This is a genomic window from Chryseobacterium sp. MYb264 (assembly GCF_035974275.1).
Classification (GTDB): domain Bacteria; phylum Bacteroidota; class Bacteroidia; order Flavobacteriales; family Weeksellaceae; genus Chryseobacterium.
Genome location: NZ_CP142422.1, coordinates 4,212,038 through 4,231,335, shown reverse-complemented (window position 1 = coordinate 4,231,335; position 19,298 = coordinate 4,212,038). Strand labels below are relative to the sequence as shown.

The window sequence follows — 19,298 nt, the reverse complement described above, 5'->3', positions numbered from 1 at the left end:
AACAATTAATTTTATTTCTTACAATTATTGTTACATTGGTTAAATGGTACATTCTTAAATTATATGTATCGGTAAATTTCATCACAAAGGCAAAACCAGTGGCGCACTTATAAGGCTTGTTTAATAGCAACCAATAGGCTATAAATCTACGGGTAATTAGTACTACTCGGCTATGCTGTTACCAACTTTACACCTGTAGCCTATCAACGTGGTCATCTCCCACGACCCTTAAAAGATGTCTCATCTTGAGGCGAGTTTCGCACTTATATGCTTTCAGTGCTTATCTCTTCCAAACGTAGCTACTCAGCGGTGCACCTGGCGGTACAACTGATACACCAGAGGTTTGTTCAATTCGGTCCTCTCGTACTAGAATCAAGCCCTCTCAAACATCTAACGCCCGCAATAGATAGAGACCGAACTGTCTCACGACGTTCTGAACCCAGCTCGCGTGCCACTTTAATGGGCGAACAGCCCAACCCTTGGGACCTTCTCCAGCCCCAGGATGTGACGAGCCGACATCGAGGTGCCGAACCTCCCCGTCGATGTGAGCTCTTGGGGGAGACTAGCCTGTTATCCCCGGAGTACCTTTTATCCTATGAGCGATGGCCCTTCCATACGGAACCACCGGATCACTATGTCCTGCTTTCGCACCTGATCGACTTGTTGGTCTCACAGTCAAGCACCCTTATGCCATTACACTCTACGCACGGTTACCAAGCGTGCTGAGGGTACCTTTGAAAGCCTCCGTTACTCTTTTGGAGGCGACCACCCCAGTCAAACTACCCACCACGCAATGTCCTTCTAAAAGAAGTTAGGCTCCAAGTAAGTAAAGGGTGGTATTTCAACGTTGACTCCACAAACACTAGCGTGCCTGCTTCAAAGTCTCCCACCTATCCTACACATTACTTACTCAAAGTCAATACGAAGTTATAGTAAAGGTTCACAGGGTCTTTTCGTCCCATTGCGGGTAATCGGCATCTTCACCGATACTACAATTTCACCGAGCTCGTGGCTGAGACAGTGCCCAGATCGTTACACCATTCGTGCAGGTCGGAACTTACCCGACAAGGAATTTCGCTACCTTAGGACCGTTATAGTTACGGCCGCCGTTTACTGGGGCTTCAGTCAAACGCTTCGCTTACGCTAACGCCCTTCCTTAACCTTCCAGCACCGGGCAGGTGTCAGACCCTATACAGCATCTTTCGATTTAGCAGAGTCCTGTGTTTTTGATAAACAGTCGCCTGGGCCTCTTCACTGCGGCCACCATTGCTGATGGCGTCTCTTCTTCCGAAGTTACGAGACTATTTTGCCTAGTTCCTTAGCCACGACTCACTCGAGCACCTTAGGATTCTCTCCTCGACTACCTGTGTCGGTTTTGGTACGGGTTGCTTCACTTCGGCTTTTCTTGGATCCGAGTTCACTACAGCAGCTTCGCCCGAAGGCTAGGCCTTGACTATTCCGTCAGTCTCCAGTAGCTACATCGAACCGTCCCCTTTTTAATGTGAGCAAGTATGGGAATATTAACCCATTGTCCATCCACTACCCCTTTCGGGTTCGCGTTAGGTCCCGACTAACCCTCAGCTGATTAGCATGGCTGAGGAAACCTTAGTCTTTCGGTGAGGGGGTTTCTCGCCCCCTTTATCGTTACTTATGCCTACATTTTCTTTTCTGTCCGCTCCACAATACCTCACGATACTGCTTCGGCGCAAACAGAATGCTCTCCTACCAGATGTAATAAATTACAAATCCATAGCTTCGGTAATATGTTTATGCCCGATTATTATCCATGCCGGACCGCTCGACTAGTGAGCTGTTACGCACTCTTTAAATGAATGGCTGCTTCCAAGCCAACATCCTAGCTGTCAATGCAGTCCAACCGCGTTGCTTCAACTTAACATATATTTGGGGACCTTAGCTGTTGGTCTGGGTTCTTTCCCTCTCGGACATGGACCTTAGCACCCATGCCCTCACTGCCGCAGAACATTTATTAGCATTCGGAGTTTGTCAGGAATTGGTAGGATTTGACTCCCCCGCATCCAATCAGTCGCTCTACCTCTAATAAACTTTTTTACGACGCTGCACCTAAATGCATTTCGGAGAGTACGAGCTATCTCCCAGTTTGATTGGCCTTTCACCCCTACCCACAGGTCATCCGAAGACTTTTCAACGTCAACCGGTTCGGTCCTCCACTTTGTGTTACCAAAGCTTCAACCTGCCCATGGGTAGATCACAAGGTTTCGCGTCTAATCCTACTAACTATGCGCCCTATTCAGACTCGCTTTCGCTCCGGCTCCGTAACTTAATTACTTAACCTCGCTAGTAAAATTAACTCGTAGGCTCATTATGCAAAAGGCACGCCGTCACCCAACTTGTGGGCTCCGACCGCTTGTAGGCGTACGGTTTCAGGTTCTATTTCACCCTTCTATTCGAAGTGCTTTTCACCTTTCCTTCACAGTACTTGTTCACTATCGGTCTTTCAGGAGTATTTAGCCTTGGAGGATGGTCCCCCCATATTCAGACAGGATTTCACGTGTCCCGCCATACTCATTTATCATCTTAATATACCTTTCGAATACCGGGCTATCACCGTCTATGGCTGTTCTTTCCAGAACATTCTTCTAAATATATAAAAACTTTTGGGCTAATCCGCTTTCGCTCGCCACTACTTACGGAATCTCTTCGATTTCTTTTCCTCAGGGTACTTAGATGTTTCAGTTCTCCTGGTTTGCTCCTCTTACGAGGTGACAGGTCTTCAACCTGCCGGGTTGCCCCATTCGGACATCTGCGGATCTATTCGTGTGTGCCAATCCCCGCAGCTTTTCGCAGCTTACCACGTCCTTCTTCGCCTCTGAAAGCCTAGGCATCCGCCATACGCCCTTAACGATTTCTTTCCTATTTTTAGGTTACTCAAGCACTTATAAGTGCTCGGTTTTCTCTTTGTGATGTCTTTACCGTTAATGTCAATGATCTTAATTTCTTCTCTTCCGTTTGATGAACAATTGTTGTTTTTGGCTCCAATCGTAACTTTTAAATCAAACTTCCAAAACTGTGGAGAATAAGGGAGTCGAACCCTTGACCTCCTGCGTGCAAGGCAGGCGCTCTAGCCAGCTGAGCTAATTCCCCCTCTAGTTGAGTGTATGAGTAGTAGTGTGGGAGAGTTTGAGCGTTAAACTCATATTCCCTTATACTCTAAAACTCTTATACTCAAAATTAGTAGTCTCGGGCAGGCTCGAACTGCCGACCTCTACATTATCAGTGTAGCGCTCTAACCAGCTGAGCTACGAGACTTCGTTATAATTTTAAATTTTAAATTGAAAATTTTAAATGCTTTTTAAATCTAAAATCTATAATTTATAATCTAAAATCTCTCTATCCCTATACTAATTTCTAGTGGGTTTTATATTTTTTATATAATCAACCAAACAAAAAACTAAAGCTTTACTTTAAGTAAGTACTTGTGTATCTTGCGATACTAATTTTGTTTAACGTCTAAAGACGCTCTAAAATGAGATGTTCCAGCCGCACCTTCCGGTACGGCTACCTTGTTACGACTTAGCCCTAGTTACCTGTTTTACCCTAGGCAGCTCCTGTTACGGTCACCGACTTCAGGTACCCCAGACTTCCATGGCTTGACGGGCGGTGTGTACAAGGCCCGGGAACGTATTCACCGCGCCATGGCTGATGCGCGATTACTAGCGATTCCAGCTTCATAGAGTCGAGTTGCAGACTCCAATCCGAACTGAGACCGGCTTTCGAGATTTGCATCCTATCGCTAGGTAGCTGCCCTCTGTACCGGCCATTGTATTACGTGTGTGGCCCAAGGCGTAAGGGCCGTGATGATTTGACGTCATCCCCACCTTCCTCTCTACTTGCGTAGGCAGTCTCACTAGAGTCCCCAACTTAATGATGGCAACTAGTGACAGGGGTTGCGCTCGTTGCAGGACTTAACCTAACACCTCACGGCACGAGCTGACGACAACCATGCAGCACCTTGAAAATTGTCCGAAGAAAAACACATTTCTGCGTCTGTCAATTCCCATTTAAGCCTTGGTAAGGTTCCTCGCGTATCATCGAATTAAACCACATAATCCACCGCTTGTGCGGGCCCCCGTCAATTCCTTTGAGTTTCAAACTTGCGTTCGTACTCCCCAGGTGGCTAACTTATCACTTTCGCTTAGTCTCTGAATCCGAAGACCCAAAAACGAGTTAGCATCGTTTACGGCGTGGACTACCAGGGTATCTAATCCTGTTCGCTCCCCACGCTTTCGTCCATCAGCGTCAGTTAAGACATAGTGACCTGCCTTCGCAATTGGTGTTCTAAGTAATATCTATGCATTTCACCGCTACACTACTTATTCCAGCCACTTCTACCTTACTCAAGAACTGCAGTATCAATGGCAGTTTCACAGTTAAGCTGTGAGATTTCACCACTGACTTACAGATCCGCCTACGGACCCTTTAAACCCAATAAATCCGGATAACGCTTGCACCCTCCGTATTACCGCGGCTGCTGGCACGGAGTTAGCCGGTGCTTATTCGTATAGTACCTTCAGCTACTCTCACGAGAGTAGGTTTATCCCTATACAAAAGAAGTTTACAACCCATAGGGCCGTCGTCCTTCACGCGGGATGGCTGGATCAGGCGCTAACCCATTGTCCAATATTCCTCACTGCTGCCTCCCGTAGGAGTCTGGTCCGTGTCTCAGTACCAGTGTGGGGGATCACCCTCTCAGGCCCCCTAAAGATCAATGACTTGGTAGGCCGTTACCCTACCAACTATCTAATCTTGCGCGTGCCCATCTCTATCCACCGGAGTTTTCAATATTAATTGATGCCAATCAATATATTATGGGGTATTAATCTTCCTTTCGAAAGGCTATCCCCCTGATAAAGGCAGGTTGCACACGTGTTCCGCACCCGTACGCCGCTCTCTCTGTCCCGAAAGACAAATACCGCTCGGCTTGCATGTGTTAGGCCTCCCGCTAGCGTTCATCCTGAGCCAGGATCAAACTCTCCATTGTATGTTTGTTCTGACTCACTCAAAGTTTTGACGCTTTAGTTTTTCCTTACTTGGTTGTTATATTATATTTCAATGAACTTCGTTCTTTCGCTTTTTTACCAGGACAATCTTTCTGTCAGTGTCGTCCCGTATTTGCGAGTGCAAAAGTAATAACTTATTTCTTATTGACCAAATTTTTATGAAGAAAATTTTAAAGTTTTTTGATGACCTTAACTCTTCGTTTATTATTTATCAACCTCACTCCTGCTCCCCGTTTTACCGGACTGCAAAGATACAAACTTTTTCTAAACTCGCAAGCTTTTATCTAATTTAATTTTGAAATTATTTTAAATTAAAAACTGGTAGTTTTTATTTGTTTATCTTAAAGTGATCTTTAATTTATTGCTTATTCAAAAGCTCTTCTGCGCTTACTGACATACTCTCGTTTTCAGTGGGGCAAAGATAAGGGCTTTGGACAATACAATCCTAATTTATTTAACATAATGTTTACTTTGAGTTCATATTTGAGCGTAACGAGCTGATTGATTGGGAGATTTTTTTTTGATTGAAAGGGTTTTCTGTGCGAGGATTTTGTATGCGTGGGTTGTAGAGTTTGAGGGGTCGGTGGGTTTGGGGGGAGTGGAGACCATGAAGTTGAAGATATGTAGAATGGGATTATGTTCTATTAGATAAGAAAAACTTATAGGTTTTGAAAACCTATAAGGTTGGGGGTTAAATGGTGGATGATGGCAAGGTTATGTTATCATATAGATGGGAGCAGCTTCGGAAGAACCACCTCGTCATAAATTCTTTGAATTTTTGACACTCCTCCAGAGGAGGAGAATTTTTTAGAGTGGGGATCTGAGGGTGGGAAATGCTTCAATTGAACGTTTTTTAAGTGATGTGAACTTGAAGGGCAATTCGGGTAAATCAGTACTCTGTCTTGTTGGATCTTTTTACTTTTTACTTCTTACTTTTTACTTCTTACTTCCTGCTTCCTGCCTCATGTGAAAAAAGGGAGACTCCCCTAGCCCCGATTGCAGCGGCATCCTTTTTTGGCGAAGGATTGAAAAAAGAAGGGGGAAAAAAGATACAGCGGAAAGCGGGAAAAAGCTACTTATGAATTACTCGAAAGAAGCGGTAAGGTTCGGGTGAGTTGGAATGTTTGGAAACTACCTTGCTCCCGGGAATGTGTTAGATGAATTTTTTGACAAATAGTTTGTATGTGTAATAGCCGATAAGGCAGCCGATGGTATCTGCGACGATATCGAGGGTTTCCATAGATCTTCCAAGTCCCATTTCTTCCTGAAGGATTTCAGTAAGAAAGGCGTAGATAAGAATGATCTGAAAAAAATAGGAAAATCTAATTTTAGGGAAAGTGGCAATAAAGCAAAATCCCAATGCGGCAAAGATGCTTAGGTGCAAAACTTTGTCGAGGCCGTTGAACATGAACCAGTATTCCTGGTTTTCTTCTCCCGGCTTTAGCAGCATATAAGTAAGAAATGCCCAATAAATGGGCAATATCTTACTAAATATTTTTGAAATCTTATCCAATGATCGCCTGATATTCTTCTGCAGATAATAATTCTCCGTGATCAGCACCTTCAGCAATTTCTAATTTGATGATCCATCCGTCTCCATAAGGATCTGAATTTAATGTTTCCGGAGCATCTTCTAAGTCTGAATTAAACTCAATCACTTTTCCTGCGATCGGCAAGAACAGGTCTGAAACTGTTTTTACAGCTTCTACACTTCCGAATACTGCACCTCCTTCCAAATCATCATCTACAGTATCTACATCTACATATACGATATCCCCAAGTTCTCCTTGTGCGAAATCTGTAATACCAATGGTAGCCACATTACCTTCGATCTTAATCCATTCGTGATCTTTAGTGTACTTTAATTCTGATGGTGTGTTCATTTTTAAATTTTTATTTTTACAAATGTATTCAAAATTCTATAAGCTTCAAATACCCCCTATAAAAAATGTCCCTCAATTGGAGGGACATTTTTATCGTTTTGTTATTTTAGAAACCTCCACCGGTTTCACCGAAGGTAAATGTTGCTGAGATCCCGGCTCTGACCGTTGATAACGGGAACGCCGTGGAAATCTTATATTTTGAAGTCATCTGCTCGTAGAATACTCTTAGGTTCAGGTTTTCTGAAACGTTGTAATCTGCAGAAAGCTTAATATTCATTAATCTCTGCCCTCCCGTGATTTGAGAATCGTCTAACAAGATGTTTGTAATACTTGTTCGGCTGTCTCTCAATGAGAAGTCTCCTCTAATGTTTAAATCGCTTCCTTTTCCTTTACCTCTTCCTCTCACATTCGTCATTCCTAATCTGAAGTTACGGATGATATATCCTAATCGAACTACATATTCCGTATTTGCATCTTCCGTTAAAGTATGGTTTACCAATCCTAATAATAACATTCTGTTTTTGTTGTACTGAATACCAAACTGCATATTATTTCTCATGGTAACATCAATCCCGATAAGCGGTGAGAAAGATTCAACATAACCAACCTGAGAGAATGTGTATGGGTTGATAAAGTCTCCATTCACATCTAATCTCTCCCCTGTATAAGTTGCGTTATAATAATCCACACTCGATTGAATTCCCGTTGCAGTATACGTTGCATTATACGCATGTAAAATATCAAACTTTGAGAACTGTCCACTAATCACAGGAATATTCTTCAATCCGGAGTATGTAACCTTCCAGTTAGGAACCGGTAATCCCGCCTTTTTGGCATTTCCGATTGCTTTTGCCGATTTACCTTCCACTGCCGCTCTGAACGCTGGAATTAATACATATGCATTGGCAATACTGTAACCCTGTTTGAAACCATCATTTCCCTGAATACCAATCATCTGTTGAGAAATTGCTCTTGCATTTTCCCTGATCGCCTGGTAAACCGCAGCTCCATCTTTGAATGATGTCTTCAGCAACATCGCTGAATTGGAATAAGTCACCATATCGGTGGCAAATGAGTTATTAAACCCTAAAGACTCTGGCCTGCTCGGGTCATCAACAATAGCATCCACATTAAATCCTGACTGTGTAAGATTTCTGTTATAGGTATGCAATGCGTTAATATCAATTCTGAAATCGGCAAGAGGCACTACCTGCAGACTTGCTCTTAATTCTTTGGTTGACATTTGGATATAAGGGTCCGTCATGTAAGCTGAATTACTCAACCATCCATTTTCAATTGCCGTTCTTCTTATATCTGCCTGAGATCCCAAAAGAAACCCTATGGTCGGGCCTCCCAAGGTCTGTCCGTATCCGTACCAATTCGGTGCAGAAACCAATCCCGGAAGAACGGTACCATTATTTTCAGAGTAGCTTACATCCAATGTTTTGAAAGAAGTAAGGAAAAAAGCCATACTCTGAAATACGCTAAGTTTATTTTTGAATTTATAGCTCTTATATTTAAATCTTTTTTTCTCCCACTGCTGCGTATAAACATTGTTTAACGAATCCATTTCCTGCTTACGCTTCTGAAGTTTCGCTGTAATGTCTTTAAAGTATTTAAACTGGCCAAAAAACTTGGAAAAATCTGCTGTACCTGTGGCTTGAATCACATTAGTATTTTGCCCCACCGAGCCCAAACTCGCCGGTAGGTTGGTATCAGGATCAATAAAACTAAGCAAAGAAGTAGACCTTGCATTCCAGTTATAGGTGAAGCCGTAGCCCACTTCCGCATCGATGAAATCCAAATAGGGTAAGTACTGGAACGGCAATTTATAATTCAGCTGTACCCTATGGTTGTAAAGAACCGGTCTACCCGATCTGAATACATTTCCAAAAATGGCACTGTTGTCCATGGTGTTTACATCCACATTGTCATTCAGTGTTCTGGTTGCGGAGTTGATCTCCAGCTTCAATGATTTAGTGAAGTTAAATCCTAAACCATACTGCCATCCGAAATAGAAGTTTCTGTTTCTAATGGCCCCGAAGTCATCCGATACATTCCCACTTAAGATGGATTCTATATTTCTAAATTCAAGCTCATTGTAATTTCTGTCGACTTCTGTTCTGAAAGATAATCTTGTCGGAATCGGATTAAAATTAAACTCTTTAACCCATTTCAGATATTTTGTAGATTTTGCCGTATCGCTGATCATTTTGTTGAACGGCTTTACTACCCATGGTTTGAAGGTATAGTTATAGTCTACATATCCTCTCAGATACTGTCTGTAATTTCTCTTCGTATAAATATCCCTGTAATAGTCGTCATTATAAACAGCCGTTACCGAAACGTTCTCTATATCGTAGAATTTAGGTTTCTTATTGGTATTCACTCTTTCCTTATGCATGTTCACTACCCCGATACTTCTTTGCTGGGTATAGGTTCTTGCCACTTTCTTAAGCTGCTCTTTGTTGGCTGCTTTACTAAACTCAACATCGGTATCCAAAGGATTATATTTTGGATCTTCGATGGTCTGCGAATATGAGTAGTTTAAAGGAATTTTGATCCCTGTTTTTTCAGGAAGTAATTTATCTACGTTCACTGCTGCGTTGATACTGAAAGCCGATTGGGTAGACTGGCTTCTTTCTGCCGGTTTGGAATCTATATTTCCGAAACCAACTGAAGTATACGATGCACTTGTATTGATAACCGCAAAATCTCCTAAGTTGAAATTCAAGCTGGCATTTCCAGCATAACCGCCATCGTTTTCAATCTCTGAAAGACGAATTTCGTTTACCCATAGAACTCTCTCTATTTGGTTTCTATTATCCCCATCATTTCTAATCCCTAATACAATTGTTGCTACATTTCCTAAACTTGGACGACCTTTGATATAGATTTTCTTGAAATTTTCTCCAGCATCAAACTGATTATCCATAATTCTTTTCGCAATATCAGTAGGGAAATTTTTATCTCTTCTGATTTTTGCATCAACAAAATCCTGAATATCTAAATTAACCTCATTTTCAAATGGCCAAATATCCATAGGGGCGGTTGCGTTTTTGGGGGTAATTCTCAAAGACGCTTCATATTCGTAATAGTTATCGGTAGCATCATTCCCGAAACGAATAAAGAATTTGGTTTTTTTGTCAATTCCCGTATAAGTTCCGTCTTTAGGATCCTGAGCATGAACAAAAAGTTTCAATTTCTTATATCTTCTCATATCCAGAGCAGTATTTTTAAATACACCTCTAGATTCTCCTGCAGGGAGATTACTTGCTTTCATGTATAATGAAGATTCATTTTGTCTTTGTGCCCCTGCATTTCCGCTTAATACCTGTCTGTCAATTCCCGGAGGCAAAACGTAAGGTGGCTGGTTTAGCGCATTCTCTTCAATATTTACACTTCCTACTTCAAAATTATTAGGATCAGGTACGTTTATAGTCCCTTCATCCGTAGATGGGTCTGCAACGGTATCTGTTCCATATTTAGCCATATTTTTAGGATACGTTCTCCAATCAGATCTTACCAGATCCATGGTTCCGAATCTTAAGGTAGAAGTCTGATCAAAACCTGTCAGCATCATTCTGGCAAATCTTACATTGTTCAGGACTCCATCATTATGGTCCCCTTCTGTTTTGTCATAATTTTTAACAGGAATTCTGAATAAATACCACTTCACATCAGCAGTCTGCCCGTTTTGGAATTGGGCTTTCACAATTTTCTCGTCAACAATATTATTATCTGTTCCCAATGCTAAACTTGCCTGGTCTAATCTAACCTCATATTGATTATAGCTTTCTGTTTGATCCAGGTTATAATCCTTATTGATATCTTCAGCGTCCGGAGTTTGAGTAGACACTTCAAGAGAATTGCTTCGCGAGTTTCCTTCGGGGCCTCTGAAATATTTGTATCGCTGAACCACTGAAGCCCCCTGACTTCCCGTGAACTTATCAGAAAGATAGAAAACGAAGTCATCTACTGCAGGGTCAGCAAGATTGGTCACCGGGTTTACGAAAGTATTCCCGAACCTCATCGCTTCCTGATCTGAACTCAAACCATCATATCCCAAATCCTGCATTGCTCTGTCATCACCTTCACTGGAGAAGGCATATAGAATTGGCGGCTGTTTCGGCTGAGTTCCCCAGTTTGAGCTGGTTGTGGTAGATGGTGTGGAACCTGTAGGCAAACCGTTTTCATACTGCATGTATCCATCTTTCAATACATCTTCGGACACGTTACCCAAATGAAGCAATAATTTTGGATCTGCTCCCAGTGTTCCTCCATCTGCATAAGGATCCATCATCCAAAATTCAACATATTCAATATTAGAGTTGATAAAATTGGAAACACTGATAGGTCTCATGATTCCCGCCCATCTCTGCTGAGTGGTCTCATTATTCGGGTTAACGTTGTATGGTCCTTTTTCCTGCGGATAGTAAGAAATATCAAAGGTATTGGTATAGGTTTGCTCTCCGGCAACAAAATCTCTGTTATTATAGATTTCGGAATACATAACCCTCCTTGAAGCGTGGTTTGATACCGATTGTGGAGTAATTCCGTTAGGAGCCCTGCCACCAACACTCCAGAATCTCGGATCGATATTGTACCAGGATAACAAACCTCTTCCGTATCCTTCCGTAAGATCATTTGTTTTACCTGCCCCGGTAAAAACACCTCCTGATTTTTCAGGCTTTGATGCCAAGCTCCAGGCCGTAGGTTCCTTTAATGAAATCTTAGAAGTGGTCTGTTCAAAATCATCAATATAGGATTGATCATTTGTCCCCTTATTCAAACCAGGAAGAAGATAAGCTGCTTCCATCTTGAAGTTAAGGTTAGATGGTGCTTCTGTTTTCACCATCGGTATTTTATTGGTAAGTCTTGTCAGGAATGGCAACTGATTATTATACATCATATTGATTCCCGCCATGGTATTACTCACCGCTTCCTGACCGTAATTTACTTTTTGAGTAAGAGGTTGTTCCGAGTATCTCACCACTGTTCCGCCCAAAGTAAAGTTTTCATTGAATCTCCTTTCTAAATTGATTCCGAAGAAACTTTTTCTCTGGGTATTAAATGTCAATTGATTTTCTAATGAAATATTAATCGCCTGTCCTGACTGTTTTACCTGCTCGTTGATGATTGTTACTGTTCCCAGCATATAATCCACGGTGTAGTCAACTCCTTCCGTCAGCTGTACTCCATTGGCAGACACTTTTACGGATCCCTGAGGCACGTTCACCGCCCCCAACGAGATCCCCTGTCCCTGAGTTCCTTTATAACGGCCTTCGATGGTATATCTTTGTGCCAGGTTACTTGATGAAGCTACTTGTTTCTGCTGGCTGTATAAATCTGAGAAAACATATTGCGGATCATTACTTCCCAATATCTGGGACATGTATGAACCAAAGGGCTGAGCTTTCGTAAAGATTACTTTTCCGCTTTCCGGTCGAATGGTAATTCCGCTCACAAAGTCAAAGATACCGTCTCCCGTTGTGCTTCCGTTATTTTGTAAGTCCCCATTTACATTCAATCGGTCCCAATTGAATAATTTAAGTAAATTAATGTCTTTAACCGGAGTATCAGGAAGGTAATTTACTTTACCTCCTGTTTTCGGATCTCTGTAGAAAACATTCAAAATAAATCCATCCTGATTCACCTGGCTTGCATCCATGGAATAGATATTTTTCATCATCAATTCCCACATTGGCGAAGCTGTGTTTATAGTGGAGTTTGGTCTTAATACCTTAGTTACAACCACAGGACTCTCCTCAGAGAACTCCCCTACTTTATACACTTTTTCACTTCCGCTCATGGTATAGGAATACGAAACTGCCAGAAGCTGATTATCATTTAATCTTTGATTTAAAGAAAGATACCCCAGCTGTGGCTGGAAAATGAATTCGTTTGAGGTTAGCCTTCTTGCTTTTGTATTATAGATAAAATGTTCTCCATTTTGATAAGGCTCCGTACTTCCGGGAAATGTTTGCCCTTGGAAAGTTCCTGCATAATTTTTCCCCTGCTCTCTTGTTCCCATAGCATTTGAAACGGCAGTGTACAGTCCGTTCTGAGAGTTATCCGGAAAACCTATAGCGGCTTCACCCAAATCTCTGATCCCCACAATACTCTTCTGATTTTGAAGCGCACTATTTCCCTGATCTAAAACCCAGACTTCAATTCTGGTAATATTGATTTTTGAATTGATCTGTGGGTAGTTAATTAAAGCATTATCATAGTTTCTTAAAAAATAGTGATCTAAAAAATAGTGTTGGTTATCTTCATAGTCAAGGGCATTGAATTTAAAGGTATTCATCACACCCCCTCCCTGTACTACGATGTTTCTTGCCTCCCCTCTTTGTTGGGAAAGCACCACCGTTCCATAGGTTTTTCCTAACTGGAATTCGGTTTTAACCCCAAATAAAGATTCGGAACCACGGATCAGACTTGTGGAAAGCGGCATATTGACGTTACCAAACTCTACCCTCTTGATGATTTTGTCTTCTCCTCCGGCACTTGGTGAATTCACGTCATTCAGTCCTTTCTGCTGAAGATCTTTCCAGCTTCCTTTGGATTGCCATACGAGGTTCATCCGGTTTTCGAATGCAAAACCACTCTGGGTATCATAGTTGGCCTTTAACTGCAGATTTTCTCCTACTTTTCCTAATAACCCCAGCTGAATTCTCTGATCAATATCGAAAGTAAAACTGGTTCGGTTCTGAGGTAAAATAAGAGGGTTGTCAATTTTTTGATAGAGTCCTGCAAGGTCAAAGGAAGCATACCCAGACGGGATGATCTCGATCTTATTGCTTCCAAAAATCGTCTCAAAGAGCTTATTTCGGATCATAAGAGAAGGAATAAGGCCTTTTTTCGCTGCATCTCCTTTATCTTTTCTGTAAAGCAGACTGTACTTTTCCGATTTTTCTTTATAATAGGCCTTTGTTTGGGTAGCCATCATAAATTCCTTATAATCTTCCGGAGACATTGCTGTAGGTGGCCCGGTAATTGTATTACCTACCTTAGGATATACATAGTACATTCCGGTTTTTATATCATAAAAAGCCTCGTACGTTGTGGGATCCGCGAGTTCATAGTCTTTCTTAATAATAGGAGGTTCAGCAGGTACCTGTGCAAAGGCACTTACTGACATACATAAGAATGACAGGAACAAAAATATTTTCAGATACTTATTATTTTCCACCAAATGTTAAATAGTTTTTAAAATTTGTTTTACCAATTCCTCCACCGAGATCTCTGGATTTTGTTTGATGATTCGGTCTGCAAGTTTCTCGCTCATACGCTTAGGAATGCCTAAAACTTCTAATGCAGATAACGATTCTTCCTTAATTTTATTATCTGTGAGTGTATAAATATTTTCCTCGGGGTTATTGAATTTCTGTACCTTATCTTTAAGGTCTACAATAATTCTTTCGGCTGTTTTAGCACCAATTCCTTTGGCTTTTTGAATGACAGCACTATTCTTTGAAAGAATGGCCCCAGCAATCTCTTCCAGGCTTAAAGTAGACAGCAAAATAAGAGCAGAAACGGCCCCTACCCCATTAACACTTATTAACAGATTAAACATTTCTTTTTCCGAACGAGTGTTAAACCCAAATAATAAATGGGCATCTTCGCGAATAATTTGTTGAATAAAAAGGAAAGTTTCCTTATTTAAAGTCAGCGTTTGTGAGGTCATCAGGCTGATACCTACATAGTAACCAACTCCTTGTACGTTGATCACTGCATAGGTAGGCGTAAGTTCCTGAACATTGCCTTGAAGTGAAAATATCATTATTAATTTTTAAAACTCCCAAATATAGCAAATTAAACCAATTAATATTTTCATTTAACACAGGAATGCTTTTTAACTTAATTTTAGGTGATGATTTTAAAGATTTTACGAAAAAACAAAAGACTCCAAAATTTTGAAGTCTTTTTTAATGGGGAAGGAAGTGGGAAGGTTGAGGCTGGAAGTATTTTCGGTCATCACAGCTACCCTTCAAATGATGTTTTAAAATGGAAGCTTTTTAAATTTCAACCCTACTTACTCTACTTGGCTCTTTTTACTTTTCACTTTTTACTTTTTACTTGCCTCTTATTTAATTCAAATCGATATTGGCATAATCATGAATCACGAAAGTACAGCCATTATCCATGAGCTCTTCTTCGGAATGGGTAGTTGTAATTCCAACTACCTTTAGACCGGCCTCTTTTGCAGCCTGTATTCCTCCCATTGAATCTTCAACGGCCAAGGTGTCTTTTCCATCAACCTGTAATTTTTCAACCGTTTTCAGAAAAATATCGGGATCAGGTTTTCCTTTAAGGACTTCCATTCCTCCGGTAACCTCATCGAAATAGGCTTTGATATTCAATCCGCCTAAAATGAAGTCAATGCTAGAAGGAATTCCCATTGTCGCGAGACCTGTTTTAATATTATTCTGTTTTAATTTTTTAAGAAATGATGTTAGGCCTTCCATTTCTTTAAGGTGTTGCCTGTAAAGATGCTGGTATGCATTTTCTTTGGCCAGGCCCAACTCGTGAATTCTCTCTCTGGATAAATCATTTCCGAAAAAACGGATGATCATTTCATCCAAAGTTCCATGATTTTGAGCTGAGAAATTCTCAGGCTCTATGATAATTCCATATTCTTTTAAAAAGATAATCCAGGACTCTTCGTGATATGGGATGTTGTCTACAAGGGTTCCATCCATATCGAAAATAATTGCTTTTGTATTCAAAACCATTTTTTTTCTATTTGTATTTAATTAAAAACTATCTAAACCTTTTATTTAACCACAAAAGGCATAAAAGCTATTATTCATCTGCTGAAAAGATCACATACGTTAAAAAAATATTTGACTTTTATTCTGTTGAGCGTTTTTCATTATCTAAAATAACAGCATTACCAATCCCTTTTCGCACTTTTGGGTATAAAATAAAAAACCTTCAAGGTTTTGAGCTCCTGAAGGTTTTCTATTACTTAAATTTATTTTTCTTTTTTCTCTCTTCTCTGAGCATCGAGAACGGCTACCGTTGCCAAGTTAACGATCTCATCTACACTTGAGCGCATCTGCAAAACGTGAACCGGCTGGCTTAATCCCATCAAGATAGGCCCTATTACCTGAGCCACCTTCATTCCTCTGATGATTTTGTAGGAAAGGTTGGCTGACTCCAGATTCGGGAATACAAAGGTATTCGCAGGAGTTGTTCCTAATTTTGAGAAAGGATAATCGCTCAAATGGTCAGAATTCATTGCAAAATCCGGCTGAATTTCTCCGTCCACGATCATTTTAGGATACTTTTCGTGAAGGATACTTACCGCTTTTGCCACTTTTTTAGACGTATCAGAAATCGCCGCAAAGTTTTCGAACCCTAACATCGCAATTCTCGGTTCAATCGCAAAAGATTTCACCGTATGCTCTGCCATTTTAGCGATATTAACCAAATCTTCCGCTGTAGGATTTTGGTTGATGGAAGTATCAGCGAAGAAAATAGGTTTCTTTTCAGACAGGATCATCATCATCGCCGCCACTTTATCAACGCCTTTGTCTTTTTCGATTACTTCTAAAACTGGTCTTAAAACTGAGGCATAATTTTTAGAGAAACCAACGATTAAACCATCTGTATCACCATGCTTCAACATCAATGGTCCGAAATAGTCTCTCTGGCGAACGAATCTCTTCGCTTTGTACTCGTTCATTCCTTTTCTCTGACGAAGTTTCCAAAGAGTTTCTCTGTATTTCTTTCTGTTTTCCTTCTGATCATCATCACTTGGATCGATAATCGGAACATCCAACTGAATTCCGAAACGCTCCATCTGCTCCTGAATATATTGCTTATTTCCTAGAAGGCTAGGATAAGCAATCCCTTCTTCATAAAGAATCTGAGCCGCCTTCAACACATTATATTCTTCGGCATTTCCTAAAGTAATTCTTTTCGGGTTAGATTTTGCACGGTTCTGCATCATCCTTACCAGCTTTTCATCTCTTCCCATCCGGTCAAGAAGCTGATTTTCATATTCTTCGAAATCTTCGATTGTTTTTCCTGCGATACCACTTTCGATAGCTGCTTTTGCCACAGCACTTGATACTTTTGTAATCAGTCTGTTGTCAAATGGTTTTGGAATGAAATATTCTCTTCCAAAATGAAGATTTTGAATATTATATGCTAAAATTACTGCTTCAGGAACAGGTTCTTTAGCTAAATCAGCGATGGCATGAACGGCAGCCAATTTCATCGCTTCATTAATTCCTCTTGCCTGAACATCTAATGCACCACGGAAAATATAAGGGAAACCAAGCACGTTGTTTACCTGATTAGGATAATCACTTCTACCTGTCGCCATGATCACATCTTTACGAGTTTCAAGCGCAAGATCGTAAGCAATTTCCGGATCCGGGTTTGCCAATGCGAAAACGATAGGATTTTCATTCATGCTTAACAACATTTCAGGCGTCATCACGTTTCCTTTGGACAATCCGATGAATACATCAGAACCTTTTACCGCATCTTCCAATGTATCAATATCTGTTTCTACAATGAAATCTAATTTTTCAGGAGTAAGGTTTTCTCTTTTATGATTGATTACTCCTTTACTGTCGCACATCAACACGTTTTCTTTCTTCAAACCTAAAGAAATATAAAGGTTGGTACACGCAATCGCCGCAGCTCCTGCTCCGTTTACCACCATTTTAACATCTTGAATATTTTTGTTGGCAATCTGCAGAGAGTTAATCAAAGCGGCAGCAGAAATAATGGCTGTACCATGCTGATCATCATGCATCAAAGGAATATCCAGTTCTTCTTTTAATCTTTGCTCAATATAAAAAGCTTCAGGCGCTTTAATATCTTCAAGGTTGATTCCCCCGAAAGTCGGCGCAATACCTTTAACGATATCGATGAATTTATCCGGATCTTTTTCATTGATCTCGATATCAAAAACATTGATATCTGCAAAAATTTTGAACAAGAGGCCTTTTCCTTCCATCACCGGTTTTGAAGCTTCAGCTCCGATATCTCCTAATCCAAGAACGGCTGTACCATTGGAAATAACGGCTACCAGATTTCCTTTTCCCGTATAATCATAAACGGTCTCCGGCTTGTGGTGAATTTCCATACAAGGAACGGCAACCCCCGGAGAGTATGCCAATGACAAATCTCTCTGAGAAGAGTGTGGCTTTGAAGGGATAACTTCGATTTTTCCTTTAGGTTCCGCCTTATGGTAATCTAACGCGGCCTGATTAAAGTTCTTTTCGTCGCGGTGGGTTTTACTTGACATAGAATTTTATTTTTTGTTTAAAGTATATAATTAATATGGTAATCGACTAAACTTTCTATCGGTTTTTGTACGATTTGGCCCACATTAAGGTTAAGCTCTGCTGCCGCAGAACGTAGAATATTTTCGTAATAATAGGCTATAGAGCCAATAAAGCTGACCTCAGCATTTTTTGATTCCTCATAGGGAAGAACCTGATAATCGAAGAAATTAAGCATTTCCTCATATACCATTTTCTGAAGATAAGGATGGTCTTTTCTATCGACCACGAATTTATTGAAATCGGCAAGAAAAGCATTAGGTCTTGTTTTGTGATACATGTTTATCAATGCTTCATCAATTGTTAAATGGTATGTGTTCTGAAAATCATCCTGCAAATCCTGTGGAAGTTTCTGCATAAAGAATCTTCTTACCAATTGTTTTCCGATAGCGCTTCCGCTTCCTTCGTCTCCCATCAGAAAACCCAGAGAAGGTAATTTAATTGTTAAATTCTTCCCGTCAAAATAGCAGGAATTGGAGCCTGTACCCAAAATACAAACGATTGCAGGCTTGCCCCGGTACGCTGCATATGCCGCTGCCATGAGATCTTCTCTTACCGTAATTTCTGCTTCCAGAAAGACTTTACTCAATTCATTAATAATGGTATTGCAGTTTTCCTGAACCCCACAACCTGAACCATAAAAAAATATTCTGGTAACGGAGTTTTTAAGGGATGTCAGATTGGCATTTTTTTCAATTTCCGGAACGATAAGTTCTTTGCTGATAAAATTCGGGTTGAAACCAATGGTTTCCGTCTTCAGGAAAACCTTTTTAAAATCATCGAGTATTACCCAGTCTGTTTTGGTAGAACCACTATCAACAATAGCAACCATATCTTTCATTTTAGTTTAAGGATGCTAAATTATGAATTTATCTTGTAAGATATAAGATATTCGACATGACATATATGTTATTTCTGAACCTGCGAACCCCCAATTTATTTTGAAATATCCGTTATTTATTTTTGAAAATGGCTCTTTTATTTTGGAATAATTACATTTTGCTTTAAATATTACCATCATTATATTGAAGAGCGCGATTAAAATTAAGGAGGTGGAGAGGCCGGAA

General features: G+C 40.6%; 7 protein-coding genes, 2 tRNA genes and 2 rRNA genes. All 11 read right to left on the bottom strand.

Features of this window, described 5'->3' with window-relative positions:
• Nucleotides 1–136 precede the first annotated feature (136 nt).
• Nucleotides 137–2,891 (bottom strand): 23S ribosomal RNA (locus VUJ46_RS18435).
• 158 nt (nucleotides 2,892–3,049) lie between these two features.
• Nucleotides 3,050–3,123, bottom strand: a tRNA-Ala gene (locus VUJ46_RS18430).
• Between the two features lie 91 nt (nucleotides 3,124–3,214).
• A tRNA-Ile gene (locus tag VUJ46_RS18425) sits at nucleotides 3,215–3,288 on the bottom strand.
• Between the two features lie 215 nt (nucleotides 3,289–3,503).
• A 16S ribosomal RNA gene (locus VUJ46_RS18420) occupies nucleotides 3,504–5,020 on the bottom strand.
• Together the 16S and 23S rRNA genes with 2 tRNA genes alongside form the textbook arrangement of a ribosomal RNA operon.
• A gap of 1,172 nt (nucleotides 5,021–6,192) precedes the next feature.
• The gene (locus VUJ46_RS18415) at nucleotides 6,193–6,519 is read right to left on the bottom strand and encodes a VanZ family protein (RefSeq protein WP_326982161.1); all 327 of its coding nucleotides are present in this window, start codon (nucleotides 6,517–6,519) and stop codon (nucleotides 6,193–6,195) included.
• A 25-nt stretch (nucleotides 6,520–6,544) separates the two neighbouring features.
• Nucleotides 6,545–6,922: a glycine cleavage system protein GcvH gene (gene gcvH / locus VUJ46_RS18410; RefSeq protein ID WP_326982160.1), complete on the bottom strand. Its 378-nt coding sequence runs from the start codon at nucleotides 6,920–6,922 to the stop codon at nucleotides 6,545–6,547.
• A gap of 106 nt (nucleotides 6,923–7,028) precedes the next feature.
• Complete coding sequence (gene sov / locus VUJ46_RS18405; RefSeq protein ID WP_326982159.1) at nucleotides 7,029–14,066, bottom strand: T9SS outer membrane translocon Sov/SprA; 7,038 nt, start codon at nucleotides 14,064–14,066, stop codon at nucleotides 7,029–7,031.
• 57 nt (nucleotides 14,067–14,123) lie between these two features.
• Complete coding sequence (ruvA, locus tag VUJ46_RS18400; protein WP_326982158.1) at nucleotides 14,124–14,708, bottom strand: Holliday junction branch migration protein RuvA; 585 nt, start codon at nucleotides 14,706–14,708, stop codon at nucleotides 14,124–14,126.
• Nucleotides 14,709–15,015: 307 nt separating this feature from the next.
• Nucleotides 15,016–15,660 carry an HAD family hydrolase gene (locus VUJ46_RS18395; RefSeq protein WP_326982157.1) on the bottom strand — a complete coding sequence of 215 codons (645 nt, stop codon included), beginning with the start codon at nucleotides 15,658–15,660 and terminating at the stop codon, nucleotides 15,016–15,018.
• Between the two features lie 242 nt (nucleotides 15,661–15,902).
• Nucleotides 15,903–18,194: an NADP-dependent malic enzyme gene (locus tag VUJ46_RS18390; protein ID WP_326982156.1), complete on the bottom strand. Its 2,292-nt coding sequence runs from the start codon at nucleotides 18,192–18,194 to the stop codon at nucleotides 15,903–15,905.
• A 17-nt stretch (nucleotides 18,195–18,211) separates the two neighbouring features.
• A complete protein-coding gene (locus tag VUJ46_RS18385; protein ID WP_326982155.1) occupies nucleotides 18,212–19,063 on the bottom strand; it encodes a BadF/BadG/BcrA/BcrD ATPase family protein in 852 nt (283 codons plus the stop codon).
• Nucleotides 19,064–19,298 lie beyond the last annotated feature (235 nt).

Bases quoted from the DNA above. Each gene is read 5' to 3' on its own strand.
- gcvH (WP_326982160.1), bottom strand. From the start codon at position 6,922: ATGAACACACCATCAGAATTAAAGTACACTAAAGATCACGAATGGATT.
- VUJ46_RS18390 (WP_326982156.1), bottom strand. From the start codon at position 18,194: ATGTCAAGTAAAACCCACCGCGACGAAAAGAACTTTAATCAGGCCGCG.
- ruvA (WP_326982158.1), bottom strand. From the start codon at position 14,708: ATGATATTTTCACTTCAAGGCAATGTTCAGGAACTTACGCCTACCTAT.
- sov (WP_326982159.1), bottom strand. From the start codon at position 14,066: ATGTCAGTAAGTGCCTTTGCACAGGTACCTGCTGAACCTCCTATTATT.
- VUJ46_RS18395 (WP_326982157.1), bottom strand. From the start codon at position 15,660: ATGGTTTTGAATACAAAAGCAATTATTTTCGATATGGATGGAACCCTT.
- VUJ46_RS18385 (WP_326982155.1), bottom strand. From the start codon at position 19,063: ATGGTTGCTATTGTTGATAGTGGTTCTACCAAAACAGACTGGGTAATA.